The 12,655-nt window shown below is 59.5% G+C and carries 16 protein-coding genes, 1 pseudogene and 1 other annotated feature; of the genes and pseudogenes, 11 read left to right on the plus strand and 6 right to left on the minus strand.

The window, feature by feature from the left end:
* The first annotated feature begins 24 nt into the window (after window positions 1-24).
* From L3V85_RS20605 to L3V85_RS20620, 4 genes are all read left to right on the plus strand, one after another.
* Entirely contained in the window at window positions 25-288 is a 264-nt protein-coding gene (locus tag L3V85_RS20605; RefSeq protein WP_237674571.1) for a UBP-type zinc finger domain-containing protein, read from the plus strand.
* A gap of 114 nt (window positions 289-402) precedes the next feature.
* Window positions 403-621, plus strand: coding sequence for a superinfection immunity protein (locus tag L3V85_RS20610; protein WP_237674572.1), 219 nt, complete (start codon window positions 403-405; stop codon window positions 619-621).
* Between the two features lie 407 nt (window positions 622-1,028).
* The gene (locus L3V85_RS20615) at window positions 1,029-1,871 is read left to right on the plus strand and encodes a polysaccharide deacetylase family protein (RefSeq protein ID WP_237674573.1); all 843 of its coding nucleotides are present in this window, start codon (window positions 1,029-1,031) and stop codon (window positions 1,869-1,871) included.
* Window positions 1,872-2,104: 233 nt separating this feature from the next.
* A complete protein-coding gene (locus L3V85_RS20620) occupies window positions 2,105-2,410 on the plus strand; it encodes a phage protein NinX family protein (protein ID WP_237674574.1) in 306 nt (101 codons plus the stop codon).
* Window positions 2,411-2,694: 284 nt separating this feature from the next.
* On the opposite strand, the gene L3V85_RS20625 is transcribed toward L3V85_RS20620, so the two are convergent.
* The gene (locus L3V85_RS20625) at window positions 2,695-2,907 is read right to left on the minus strand and encodes a hypothetical protein (RefSeq protein ID WP_237674575.1); all 213 of its coding nucleotides are present in this window, start codon (window positions 2,905-2,907) and stop codon (window positions 2,695-2,697) included.
* Between the two features lie 1,207 nt (window positions 2,908-4,114).
* Here L3V85_RS20625 and L3V85_RS37560 point away from each other — a divergent pair.
* On the plus strand, window positions 4,115-4,420 hold the full coding sequence (locus L3V85_RS37560) for a phage protein NinX family protein (protein ID WP_366492234.1): 306 nt from the start codon (window positions 4,115-4,117) through the stop codon (window positions 4,418-4,420).
* Here L3V85_RS37560 and L3V85_RS20630 read toward each other — a convergent pair.
* The 3 genes from L3V85_RS20630 to L3V85_RS20640 form a co-directional block, all read right to left on the minus strand.
* Complete coding sequence (locus L3V85_RS20630; protein ID WP_237674576.1) at window positions 4,410-4,625, minus strand: hypothetical protein; 216 nt, start codon at window positions 4,623-4,625, stop codon at window positions 4,410-4,412. The two genes, L3V85_RS37560 and L3V85_RS20630, sit on opposite strands and share 11 nt — an antisense overlap.
* Before the next feature lie 37 nt (window positions 4,626-4,662).
* Window positions 4,663-6,393 carry a hypothetical protein gene (locus tag L3V85_RS20635; protein WP_237674577.1) on the minus strand — a complete coding sequence of 577 codons (1,731 nt, stop codon included), beginning with the start codon at window positions 6,391-6,393 and terminating at the stop codon, window positions 4,663-4,665.
* A gap of 287 nt (window positions 6,394-6,680) precedes the next feature.
* On the minus strand, window positions 6,681-6,944 hold the full coding sequence (locus tag L3V85_RS20640) for a hypothetical protein (protein ID WP_237674578.1): 264 nt from the start codon (window positions 6,942-6,944) through the stop codon (window positions 6,681-6,683).
* A gap of 183 nt (window positions 6,945-7,127) precedes the next feature.
* On the opposite strand from L3V85_RS20640, the gene L3V85_RS20645 reads away from it, so the two are divergent.
* The 3 genes from L3V85_RS20645 to L3V85_RS20655 all read left to right on the plus strand — a co-directional run bounded on the left by L3V85_RS20645 (window position 7,128) and on the right by L3V85_RS20655 (window position 9,838).
* Window positions 7,128-7,379, plus strand: coding sequence for a hypothetical protein (locus tag L3V85_RS20645; RefSeq protein WP_237674579.1), 252 nt, complete (start codon window positions 7,128-7,130; stop codon window positions 7,377-7,379).
* 95 nt (window positions 7,380-7,474) lie between these two features.
* Window positions 7,475-8,209: a hypothetical protein gene (locus L3V85_RS20650; protein WP_237674580.1), complete on the plus strand. Its 735-nt coding sequence runs from the start codon at window positions 7,475-7,477 to the stop codon at window positions 8,207-8,209.
* A 397-nt stretch (window positions 8,210-8,606) separates the two neighbouring features.
* Window positions 8,607-9,838 (plus strand): IS3 family transposase gene (locus L3V85_RS20655; protein ID WP_237674581.1). Its coding sequence is split into 2 segments (ribosomal slippage): window positions 8,607-8,895 and window positions 8,895-9,838, totalling 1,233 coding nucleotides; the frame shifts between segments, so codons are not numbered across the junction.
* Window positions 8,885-9,001 (plus strand) — a sequence feature (AL1L pseudoknot). It overlaps the preceding gene by 117 nt.
* Window positions 9,839-9,918: 80 nt before the next feature.
* Here the strand turns inward: L3V85_RS20655 and L3V85_RS20660 are convergent.
* On the minus strand, window positions 9,919-10,254 hold the full coding sequence (locus L3V85_RS20660) for a hypothetical protein (RefSeq protein WP_237674582.1): 336 nt from the start codon (window positions 10,252-10,254) through the stop codon (window positions 9,919-9,921).
* A 240-nt stretch (window positions 10,255-10,494) separates the two neighbouring features.
* Between L3V85_RS20660 and L3V85_RS20665 the strand changes: the two genes are divergently transcribed.
* From L3V85_RS20665 to L3V85_RS20675, 3 genes are all read left to right on the plus strand, one after another.
* Window positions 10,495-10,983: a hypothetical protein gene (locus L3V85_RS20665; protein ID WP_237674583.1), complete on the plus strand. Its 489-nt coding sequence runs from the start codon at window positions 10,495-10,497 to the stop codon at window positions 10,981-10,983.
* A gap of 69 nt (window positions 10,984-11,052) precedes the next feature.
* Window positions 11,053-11,526, plus strand: a complete 474-nt coding sequence (locus L3V85_RS20670; protein ID WP_237674584.1) for a hypothetical protein — start codon at window positions 11,053-11,055, stop codon at window positions 11,524-11,526.
* Between the two features lie 342 nt (window positions 11,527-11,868).
* Window positions 11,869-12,285 (plus strand): hypothetical protein, encoded by a 417-nt coding sequence (locus L3V85_RS20675; protein WP_237674585.1) that lies wholly within the window; start codon window positions 11,869-11,871, stop codon window positions 12,283-12,285.
* Window positions 12,286-12,452: 167 nt separating this feature from the next.
* Here L3V85_RS20675 and L3V85_RS20680 read toward each other — a convergent pair.
* Window positions 12,453-12,580: pseudogene (locus L3V85_RS20680) on the minus strand (transposase); the annotation flags it as partial.
* Window positions 12,581-12,655: the final 75 nt, after the last annotated feature.

A 12,655-nucleotide genomic window follows, 5' to 3' on the forward strand; every position in this document is an offset into this window, starting at 1 on the left:
CTTGAATCACAAAGGAGCTGATTCGTGCCCATCAAACCCTGCGACCACGTGCCCGCCGACATCGCGCAACCGTACACCCTGCGCGGCTGCGAAGACTGCTTGAAAACAGGCGACACCTGGGTCCACCTTCGCCTGTGCGTGCACTGCGGCCACGTGGGGTGCTGCGACTCGTCGAAGAACCGGCATGCGACGAAGCATTCGCATGCGGAAGACCATCCGGTGATCCAGTCGATCGAGCCTGGGGAAGATTGGATGTGGTGCAACGTGCATCAGAAGCAGGTTGGCTGATCGGGGGCATGACCATAGGCCGCATCAACATCTGGTCGATAAGTAAGGCTCCGGGCTTAGGGATTCACTTTCGCGCCGTAACCATGCCGAGTTCAACAAGTAGAGGATTGAGGCATGGTTTTTCTGCGCATCGCGCTATTGGTGTTCTGGGTGTACTTTTCGTGGACCATGGGGCAGATCCCGTCCAATGAGATCAACACATTCGGCACGGTCGTATCCCTTTCATCCCTGTTGGCAGCCGCACTGCTCTATCTGCTGCCTACCTATGAAGCATTGCGCCGCAAGCACGCCAGCCTTATTGCGGTTTCCTTGATCAATGTATTTTTAGGATGAACGTTCGTCGCGTGGGCGGCGGCGATGGCATGGGCCTGCATTGGCGTCGACCGATCGAAAACAGACCAACAGGTCGATACAGAAGCTCCCATGAAGAGTTGCCCCTTCCGTGCGGAGCGCATCAAGGCTGAGGCCATCAAGTGCAAGCATTGCGAATCGATGCTTGCTGATGCCTAGGATCCGCGTTCTGAAAAGACTGAAAAGGGCGAGCCAGACGGCGTGCCGGCATTCGATCCACCCGATGGCGTGCCAAACGGTTCCCCGCCAGGCGAACGGTAGTGGCAGCCAACGGCACTGAGACCGCACTCTCAAATTGACATAGAAAGTTCACATTCTTGGGTCTTGCTACGGTACATTTGCTCGCCTTTCGACCTCGCGCGGAGAAGGTAGCTTTTGTGCCGAAGGCCATGCAAATAAACGCTCTCAAGAATTTTCAAGTCGCACTGGCCATCCTGCTTTTTTGCAATTCAGCCATCGCGTTCCAATGGCCGGAAAACAAGAAGAGTGCTGTCAGCCTGACTTCCGATGACGGATGGAACTCACAGCTCCTCCAGGCGGCGATCCTTGATTCCCGAGGAATCAAAGGCACCTTCTACCTCGCTGCAGTAGGCACGGTCACACTGCATGCCAAGCAGTGGGCCAAGGTCCACCGGCGCGGGCATGAGGTAGGAAACCACTCCTTCTCGCATTGGAACAACAAAATCCTGGCGACCAAAACGAAGCGAGAAGTTGCGATCGACATTGGCAGCATGGAGGCGTGGCTGCTCCATAACATCTACGGCAAGGTGCCTACCGACCACACTTACGCCTACCCTCATGGCAACGGCATGATGGGCTCGCAGGAGACGATCGGAAGCAGGCAGGCCGGCGCATGCGAGTACGAGATGCTCTTGTCCACCATGGTCACGGGCGCGCGCACGCTCGGCTCCGGAGAGAACGAACCCGAAACAGTGGCCAAGCGGCGCTTCGGCATCAGCGGCATTCCCGTCAACGGGGACGATACGACCGCATTCAACATCGCCAAGAACGCCATCGACAATGGCATCGCCAAGGGCACTTGGACGGTTGCTGTCTTTCACTCTCTCGGTGACGCAGGCGACGGCTACTCGATCAGCCGCGCGGCGTACACGCGAATTGCGGACTATCTAGTCTCACGCGAAGCCGATCTCTACATAGCGCCGGTCGTCACAGTAAAAAATCACATATTGGCCAACACGGTGCCCTCCGGCTCAGCCTGCGCGTCGCTGTAACCGGAGACTCCGCAGCACCCTCTCGCGGACAACTGCCCGCGCGACGAAGATCGATACCTCAGCCAGCGCCTTGAGTGCGGTGTATAGCGACTGGATCTGAAGGTCAGCAAGGCGTAGGGCTTGCGCACTGTTGGGCGGTTCGAGGTTCGAAGGCGGGGGGTGCATCGCGCAATCTCTGTGCAATGGACCGCACGCAAAATGCGGAGCTTTACGCCTAGCCGACAGCCTTCACGATGAAAACCTCCGACCTCTCGGGCGCATTGCTTGATTCTTGGGTAGCCAAAGCGGATGGGCGCGCGTCCGAATCGGATTTCGCTCCCTCCTCCAACTGGGCGCAAGGCGGCCCGATTTTGGAGCGGGAGGGCATCCATGTTGCGCCGATGCCTGCCAAAGGCGGCACTTGGTGCGCCATTTCCCTGGGACGCCTTCAGGACCGGTCAAACGGTGTCCGCGGCCCATGGGTAGAGGGGCCATCGTTCCTTGTCGCCGGCATGCGTGCCTACGTGGCAGCGAAATTCGGCTCCACCGTTAGCGCCTGAGGCCGTACACCCTGCGCTGCCGTCGATCTCCTTCTTGGCAGCAGCCGTCGCAGCGAGCACCGCAGAAGCCGAGCGGTACGACAAGCATCTCCGGGCAACAACTACCCGACTGATTAGGGACCAGTGGCATCGACGTAACGCTCGCAAATGGTGCCGGCGGCGCCGCGTTGATCAGCGATTGCGGCCAATTCTCCAGCTCGGGCGTCAGCCCAGCGGAGCAGCGCAATGCACTCGAAGTGCGGCGACAAACTTGGCACTGAAGGTGACGAGTAGGGCCCCAGTGCCTATCGCCTGCGGCCACCCACATAGTGGCTGCCCTTACCGCTGCTGTTACGGCCGCCGACGCGCCGGCTGCCTGAACGATTGGCTGTTTCGAAAATCGGCGCAGACGAAGCGCCGGCAGGGTTGAATCCCAGACTGCCTGGCATGCTCAGGGAACCTGCATTGGAGCTGCAGGCAGCGGCCTCAAGCAGGATGGCGAACAACATTGTTTTCATGGTTTTGGTCTCCTCGTGCCGAGCTGGGTTGGGCGCCCGGCTTTCCCGTATTTGATAACGGCTGGGCACGATGCTCTCATGCTGCAGGTGCGCTGGCGAGCCCATCGGGATACCACATTTGTGGGAGGCCGCACTTTGAATTGCGTGCCAGCGAGCCCTCGGCATCACCATCGAGGTCGCGCGTGAGGTCATCGCCACGCAATCACTGAAAGAAGCTTGACCATGAGCATGAGCAGCGCGTCAGAGTTGCAAGGTGCCCGCCCGCAGCTTTCCATTGCAGCCTACACGGCATCAATCAATGTTCGCGCGTGCGCGCCCAAGCTCTCAAGCGAAGCTGCGCAAATGTCGAAGATCAGTGCGCACTCGATCACTGCAGAAAAGTTCTGCTCGAAAGTTCGAACACCCGGGCAAGCGCGCCTCCGGCCATCACCGCACGTATCAGCCAATACTCCTCAGTGCGTGCCACGTCGAGCTTTCGAAAGGCCTCTGGAAATGGCTAAGCCTCACCGAGCATCTTCACAAGGAGAATACATTCCTAGGCCCGGAGGGGATTGAAGGACGAGCTGCAGGGCAGCGCCAACATTCGACTCCTCAGATTGGCGTGCCAGACGTTCCCCGTCTGTTCCCCCGCCTTGAAGGTACTAACTCGCCGTACGTGCTGTCGACTCTCTGGCATCGAAAAGCTCGACCGACGGCAGCTCGAGCATCACTCGGGCCTCCTCGACGGTGCCGTCAACCAGCGTTCGAAGTCGTGCATCTCGGGATCACAGAGCCCTTGTCCTGCTGGTGGGGCGGCAACCTGCGAACTGGGTCGCGGCGGTCGGGCCTGAACGCTCGGCAGAGGGAGCAGGTGTCGACGATGGAGTTGGCAGAAATCCGCGGCTCGTGGCCTAGATCGAGATGGCGCTGGCGGTAATGAACCAGACCGCTGTGCGGCGCAGGGCAAAGGCGATCCCGCCAGACGTTTTCTTGCTGCGCTTGCGTGGCTTCTTCTTGGGCATCGGGGGCAGGATGTTAACCCGCTCTGCGGAGGTGACTTGCGCTACGTCCGAGAGCCATCAATCAGGATCTGCAACGCCCACCCAGCTTGCAAATGCTGCGGATCGTTCTGCAATTGCTTTAGGCCTTCACCGCGCGGGGCATTGCGCGAACTCTGCAACGTCCCACGCGCAGAATTCGGGGCTTCACGCCTCGCCGACGACCTTCCATGAAAACCTCCGAACTCTCAGGCTCACGGCTCGACTTTTGGGTAGCCAAAGCAGATGGCCGTGCATCCGAAGCGGATTTCACGCCCTCCTCCAACTGGGCGCATGGTGGTCCAATCATGGAGCGTGAAGGCATCCATGTTGCGCCGATGCCTGCCAAGGGCGGCACTTGGTGCGCGATATCTATGGGACGTTTGCCAGTCCAGTCAAGCGGAGGCCGCGGTACGTGGGTTGAGGGACCGTCACTCCTGGTCGCCGCCATGCGTGCATACGTGGCAGCGAAGTTCGGTCCCTCCGTTATCGCCTAAGGCTAGACACCCCCGCGCTTCCGTCGATCTCTTTCTTGGCTGCGGCCATGGCAGCGAGCACCGCGGATGCCGAACTGCGCGACACGAATTCGTCCTTTCGCACCGGCAGCCCGCCATCGATCTTGAAGGCGTATTCGAATTGCCCGTCTTTCTCCAGCACGTCGACTTCGACCCGCTTGCCCTTGTGCGAAAAACTGTGATCCATCGTGCCTCCTGTATTTAGTCTTAGTTTGCAGCGCCACTCACAAACTGGGTTTGAATAGCCGGTAAGTTTTATCGCCAGCCGTTACCTCTCCGAGCAAGTTGTAGCCCGCCGGGAAGTCCATTTCGGCCGATCCAAGAAGCAGCTGAAGCTCCGCGTCGTGAGCATCCAAGTCAAGCAGCACGAGAGCCGCACGCACGCGTGCCTTCTCCGCAAAGCCCAAAGCCATCTTGCTGTACGCGAGATAGCCCGGCGTGCCGAGCAAGAAGGTTGGGTGACCAGGCGACCTACCGCCCATCGCGTAGACCAAGCCCGGTAGGTAGCTCACCGCCACGATATCGTCGCCAGGCGTGAAGCCGCTGCGCACCGCTGCCGCACGCAGCTGCTCGATCAGCTTGTGCGACTCGCTGTCCAACTTCATCCAGTGCGCAGGGAATCCGACCTCTGTCGGTATGGCTTGCAGCTGCAGCCCGGTCGAGACCTGTGATGGTGCCTGCACGCTGCCCTGCACTACTTGACTGCAGGTCACCCCGCCCATAACGGCCATAACGCCAAGCAGCAGCGCTGGCCGGGCCTTGTAGCGCGCAATCAGCGCAAGGCCAAGCAAGAAGACCAGTCCGAACCACGGAACGGCGTAGAAGGAGATGACGTTGTAAAGCGGATTGGCAGTGCCAACCGAGCCAGCAATCGGGAGGCCAAGCAGAAACAAAACCAAGCCGCGACACTGCATCGCGGCCGGGTCGCATTCGGGGCGTACGTCGGCGGGCTGCATGGCGAAGAGCGCATAGACCGCAATCAGCACCAGGATCCAGGCGCTGTAGAACGACAGGTAGATAGACACGCCGCCTGAGGCAGGCAGCCGGCTGGCCAGCACGTTCGCGCCAACGCGCCACGACAGCACTGCCGCGACAACGAGAACGAGCGCGGCGACGACCGACGGGCGAAAGATCGCCAACAAGGCAAACCGCCTGCGCGCGACTCGCGGTACAAGCAAAGCTGCGGCGACCAGCAAATGGCATGGCCAGAATGCCAGGAAGGCAGCGAGACCAAGAGCAAAAAGGTCTCGCGGGTAGGCGAAGATTTTTGCTCCAGGCGAGTGCGTGCCGATAGCTTGATACAGCTGCCAGCCGTGCGTAAACATCTCCCATTGCCGCACCGGCCCTTGCACTGCAATGAAATGAAAACCTGACCAAACCACCATCCCCACGCCCACCGTCAGCAGAAGCCGGATTCTGCGCATACGACCGACACCAGGCCAATACCAAAGCAGCGCGAACAGGCAGCCCAACACCAGCGCAGCAGAGGTGAAGCGGACGAAGACGCCAGAGCCCAGCGCCAAGCCGGCGACCCCGAAGAAAAAGGTTGTGTGCACGTTGCGAGGTTTCAGCGTCTCCAGCGCCAGCGCCCACATGACGAACCCAGCGAAAAGGTTGAGTGAGATCGCTGTCAACGTGTAGTAATTCGGCGTCGCAAACGCCCACTGGTAGTACAGGATGCCACCGAGTTGGATGAACAGAAGCGAGTTCAGGCGCAAATGCTGAGCATGTTTGGCCCCCGGGAACATGATCAGCAGGAGCTTCTGAAACCCGGCCCAGAACGCCACGGCCGAAAGCATGATCGCCGCCAGCCCAGCCAGTCGGAACAACGCTGGGTGATAACCCACCAGCCTGAAGACCGCCCCGGTGTAGTCGAAGACCGCTGAGACGTTTTGCTCAATCTCCATTGGATAGCGGGCAGCCAACAAGTAGACGCCCTCATCTGCGATGCCCAAGCCTCGATCGGCGCCCCAAGCAATCACGGCGGTGGCTACTACCAGCAGAAGCGCCAGCAGAACCCCGATTCCCCGCGCAGCAATGCACGCCCCAGATGATTTGGCTGATTGATTCAGTTGACCCTCGCTCCACGATGTTTGGCTCGCATTTTGACAGTAGGAATCGGGAGAGACCAGCAGATGTGAAGAACACCACCAATAGAAAAATCCCCCAGCGCGAACGCTGGGGGATGCGATAGGGGTAGAGACCGGCCACTATGGAGGGGCAGTAAGAGCTCGATCGTTCTTCAAGGTGCCGAGCAGAAGCCGCACTTCGTTGTCTCGCCCTTCAACAACGAGTCGGCCTCGCTCAAGAAGCTCTCGACTTCGAGCAGCCATGGCTGCGAGGACTGTGGATCGATCCGCGATACGCTGGCAGGCAGCGAGGTCGGTTGTGGCCTGCTCGCGATCACGGGCAGCGTAGTCGGCGTAATGCTTGCACACCCGGCCAAGATCAGCAGCAATAGTGCGGCCGCGGCCGGCCAGCGCTTCGAGGCCTGCTTCGTATGCATCGACGTTCTCCTGTTGAGTTTTGGCGTGCGCCGCCACCAGCGTGACGGTGCGCTGCAGGTCCGCCAGAACGGCCAGCGCCCGGGCGGTGTTTTCCTTCGCGCGGTCGCGCTGCTTGGGGCCAGGTCGGCCCGGGCACCAGCGGCCCGCGTGCGCTCGACGCCGGCCGTCAACAGCGCCGCGTCGTGTCCATCGCTAAGGCGCTTCGCGTGTCGCCGGAATGGCTGGAGACGGGCAGGGGGCCGAGGACCGAGCGCGCCTCGCTCAAGCTCGTGGGAGCCTATGCGGAGCCGTCAGTGCGGGCGCTGGAGGAGTACCTGGCCGAGATCGCCGCTCAGCAGCGGCTGACTCTTCGAAAGAACTTGGTCAACCTGCTGGTCGATTTGATCGAGCACCCCGAAGACACGGCTTATCGAGCAGACCATCGCGGACGTTGAGCGGTTCTGCCCTCCGCCCCAGAAATAACAGGGTTCCTGCTCAGTTCATCGCTGTAACGAAAAGTTATAGTCGCATGCAGCAAAGGAGAGAGGGAATGAAGGCATTTGGAATCTTCGCCATGACCATGGCTTTGACGGCATGTACTGCACCGTTGCGCCCAGAGGGGGTACGTCATCTGGGCAATCAACATGTGCTAAAGAGCAACTACGACGTTGGCAAGCCGCTCACTGTGAATGTGGGCGACCCCATGGTGAAGGTCCAGGACTACTGGGAGGACTCCTTCGAGGAGCCATCTGCCACACCCAACAAGTCATTCACGATGACGGGCGGCCCGGTGAACGTTGCTTTTCAGGAAGGACAGAGCTACCAAGTAAAAGGGCGCATTGCTGTTGATGGGAAAGACTACCAAGTAGTAGCGAATCAATCCAACCCAGTGCAATACCAAGCGGCCCTTCTCGGGGATGACGGAAAGCTCCTTCCGCGAATTGTTGCAACCAATCCTGGGATGAACGGGGACCACGTCCTGGTGATCTACACGCTGCAGATCTCACCACCGGACGGCACTCTCATTCGCCAGCCCAAAACCAAGGTGAACACCAACAAGGGCTTCGTGAACTATGAAATATTGTTCACAGGCATCACAGACAGCGCAATAAACCTTACCTATCGCGAGTTCAGTCCTGAAGGCTTGGCGCGCGTGGCGTTCTTTCAGAACCTTACTTACCCGCGAAACGCCCAAACCATTACGTTCCGGAACCTGAAGATGTCGATTGACCAAGTGTCAGGCAACAACATCACCTTTCGAGTCCTAGAGGACAAGCGTACGTAGTACACCGGTCCGACGGCCATCGCCATAGCCCTACCCTGCTCTGGCGCACCAAGGCACTTGATGCTCTTGAGATGATCAACGCCGAGTTGGGTCAGATCTTGGCATCAAAACTCGCAATGACTGAATCTCACTGACCTGCCTTCATTTGCCGATATAAGGCCACCCGCGAGGTGGCTTTTTTCATGAGCGCGCTCTACCCCCGCCCATCCAGCACGATCCTCGACACCCGTCCCCGCTTCAGCTCCGACCTGATCCCAAATCCAAGCGCAACGTAGTCAGCACACGTGGCCAGCAGCGCCTCGCGCTCGCGCTGTAGAGATCGGCGCAGACCTTGATCTTGAGTGGGGTGAATCGCCCCGGATTTTGTGGAGGCTCAACACTCTGAGAGGATTGAGCCATGAAGAAGTCGAACAAGTTCTCACCCGAGGTGCGTGAGCGCGCAGTGAGGATGGTGCAGGAGCACCGTGGGGAATACCCGTCGCTGTGGGCGGCGATCGAGTCGATTGCACCGAAGATCGGCTGCGTGCCGCAGACGCTGAACGAATGGGTCAAGCGTGATGAGGTCGACAACGGCGTTCGAGAAGGCGTGACGACCAGCGAGTCCCAGCGGATGAAGGAGCTCGAACGCGAGGTCAAGGAACTGCGCCGAGCCAACGAGATCCTGAAGCTGGCGAGCGCGTTTTTCGCCCAGGCGGAGCTCGACCGCCGGCTGAAGTCCTGAGGGATTTCATCGACAGGCATCGTGCCACCTTCGGGGTCGAGCCGATCTGCAGGGTCTTGCAGGTCGCCCCGTCGGGCTACCGGCGGCACGCGGCGCTGCTGCGCGAGCCGCATAAGCGCTGCGCCAGAGCACTCCGCGACGATGTCCTCATTCCGGCGATACAGCGCGTCTGGCAGGCCAACATGCAGGTCTATGGGGCCGACAAGGTCTGGAGGCAACTGGCGCGCGAGGGCACGACGGTGGCCCGCTGCACGGTCGAGCGGCTGATGCGGCGCCTGGGGCTGAGAGGTGTGATGCGCGGCAAGGTGGTGAAGACCACTATCAGCAACTCCAGAGCACCATGCCCGCTGGATCGGGTCAACCGGCAGTTCCGAGCGCAGCGCCCGAACCAGCTGTGGGTCTCGGATTTCACGTACGTGTCGACATGGCAGGGCTGGCTGTACGTCGCCTTCGTGATCGATGTGTTCGCCCGACGCATCGTGGGCTGGCGGGTCAGCAGCTCGATGCGCACGGACTTCGTGCTCGATGCTTTGGAGCAAGCGCTGTACGACCGTCAACCCGAACGCGACGGCAGCTTGATTTGTCACTCCGATCGTGGCTCGCAATACGTCAGCATCCGGTACACGGAACGACTGGGCGAGGCTGGCATTGAGCCATCAGTGGGCAGCAAAGGCGACTCATATGACAACGCCCTGGCCGAGACGATCAACGGCCTCTACAAGGCCGAGCTGATCCATCGCCGGGCGCCGTGGAAGACCAAGGAGTCGGTGGAGTTCGCGACGCTCGAATGGGTGTCCTGGTTCAACCACCATCGCCTGCTCGAACCCATCGGCTACATCCCGCCTGCAGAAGCTGAGGCAAACTATTACCGGCAACTCGCCAGTCAGTCCGCCAAGACGGCGGCATGACTTAAACCAACTGGCCTCCATGAAAGCCGGGGCGATTCAGGGGCAACGAAGCCGGCAGGCCAGTGAGTCGTTGCCTCCACCTAGTCAACGCTCCGCCTAGTGGCGCACGCGATGGCGGTCACTGCCAGCTCGCCCCAGCCCCGCCGCCGGAACGCAGGGGCCATCCAGGCCTGGTCGAGCTCGACCTCCAACTCGTCCACCTCCCCCATGCCTGTGCAGCCATCAGCGATCCACTTCAGGCCGAAAGACACGAAGCCGACAGCATCGCCGCCCGGTCGCTGGGTGACGATGGCCAGCAGATCAGTCGTGATGTACGCACGGACGGCAAAGCGCCCCGACTGCAGTTCACGCCCGCCTTCAACATACAGATCACGGCTCGTCCCGAGCGCGCAGGCTTGCATCTCGTAGTGGCGCATCGCTGAGCCTGCTGAGCCCGTGCTCCGTCTTGTAGGTCTCATCTGCATCGTGCAGCTTGCGTAGCTGGCGCGCCCAACTACGAATCCGCGCGCAGTGCCGCGTGACGATATAGACCGCGCCCTCCTCTTCATCCAGCGACCTGTCTTCATCCCAGGTGACAGGCGTCACGGCATCAGGGCAGACGGGGTTGATCGACTTCGTTGGATATGCTCACGCCCTACTACATGAGGAGCGTGAGAATGGATCTGCAGGTTTGGAAAGTTCAGAAGCGGGCGGCGATAAAACGGCCAGCCATCGCTCGGATCTTTGGTGCAGCGCTTATCGCTTCAGCGACTTGCCTCGCATCAGCACAAGTCCCGGAAACTGTGCAGGCAGGCTATGTGGCCAACGCTTGTTCCAAATTCCTGAAAAACACCGGCACGTCGAGCGCCGACGAGAAATGTGTCACGACCATTTCTGCGTTCATGACCGGGTGGATGAAAGGAACCCGAAGGGGTGTGATGTCTGCGACCATCGATCTGCGCCCCAAGAACGACAAGCGCGGCAACCAGGAACTTCTTGAGGCAGTAAACAGGATCTACCCGGATGCGACCTGTCTGCGTAAAACGAGATTCAAGTCGATCGCGCAGGGGTTTGTTGACTACGTCGCAGCCAACCCCTCTCGGTCGAGTGAAAGCTACGGCGATGTCCTCGCCGATTACTTCCTGGACAACCTTTGCGACCGCTGAGGGATACTTCGCTGAACTTCGACGTCAACGCATCCACCAGACAACATGTCAATCAACCACCGTCGTTCTATGAGCAAAGTCTTCTGCGCTCAGGTCCTGCTCGTCGTAGCTTGCGCTGCAGCCAGTTCGTTTGCTGCAGCTTCAGACTCAGTGTTTTTGAGGTGCGACGTAGAAGGTTTCATCGCACTCGATGATGCCGAAAAGCCTTTGGCGGAAACCGTAGCCGTTGAAGTAATGGGCGAAGACGGGAGACTTAATATCGACATCGCCGGCCGCGATGTCGCTGCGGTGTTGATGTCAAGAGACATGGAGAACGACAAGGCCAAGATGGCTGGCAAGAACCTTAGCCGTGATCATGATTGGTACTTAGTCAGCAACGTGAAATTGAAAGATCGCCAAGCCTCGTTTGAGACTTCTGTGCGAATCAACCGGCTCAGCGGTGCTTTTTCGTTCACCCAACGAGGGGTCATCAAGAAAACGCAGCACCTGAAAATCGTGGCGGATGGAACCTGCATCAAGCAAGAGCCTGAGCGCAAGTTTTGAGCGGCGGACGGTTCACTGTTGTTGAACTCGGGCTGCAGTCGTTCTGTTCTGTAATAGGTGGCTGCCGCTTGTTTGGGAAGAGCCAGAGTCCTCATGTTTATGGCAGCCCTTCCACACGGGCTCCTCGGCGTGCGTCTTAGCCCGCATCAAAAGGGCTTTTTCGTTCCGGGCCTGGCATCGACCCGGCACAACTTACGGCGGGGGATTTTGAGTCCCCTGCTCCACTGTGAGGCAGATTGCAGCAGCGGAGCTCGAACGCGGGGTTTTCGGTCGTGATCAACGAAGGCGAGCACCGCCAATCCTTCGCTATGCTTGCGGCCAACAAACAGGAGTGAAAAGAGGATGAAACTACGTTTGGGTATCTGCGCCTCGACGGTCGGCCTGCTCGCAATCTCGGGCTGCTCACAAATTCCGATTGAGTTCTCTCCCGATACTTTCGAGCCGGTCGCACAGGGGCAGTATGAGCCCTCCAAGCAGGCGCTTTTGGCAGATTGCGTTTTCGACGGCTGGGACACCGTGATGAACCTCGCCGCACCATCACAGGCGCGGCTCGTAAAGCGAGCGTGGGGTTATAGGGTGGACGCCATATCGCTCACCAACAAGCTCATGACGGCCGAACTCCGCGACGATGGAACGTACACCGTATCGCGCATGAAGGAGCGAAGGACTATAACCACGCTTGAGCCAGAGATCAAAGCGGCGACGGCATGCCTTCAAAAGTATGGAGCTACCGCTTCTAAACCCGGGTCGAAACCATAGGGCTAGAAGCTCGCCCAAACCCATTCTTCCCTGCGCATCGAAGATTCCGAAGCCCGCCCAATGCGGGCTTTTTCATTTCCGGGGCCGGCATCGAACCGAAATGCCTTTCATTGGAGGGCGCTACTTTCCCAGATAGAGTCGCACGTCGACGACCATACAGGATCACATTGATAAAGACTGTGCTGACTCGCACCCAGCCGGACCGACACATCGGCCACCTTGTGGCCGCGCTTGATGATTTGCTTGATCGCTTCGGCCTTGCCTTGAATTCTTCGGGATATCTCTGCTCACTCATGGCACCTCCTATTGGTGCCTCAGGTTTGAGGCTCAGAGGTGTATAAAAAAACGCGGGGCGATTCACTATTGGTTA

The sequence above is a fragment of the Variovorax paradoxus genome (assembly GCF_022009635.1).
Lineage (GTDB): Bacteria > Pseudomonadota > Gammaproteobacteria > Burkholderiales > Burkholderiaceae_C > Variovorax.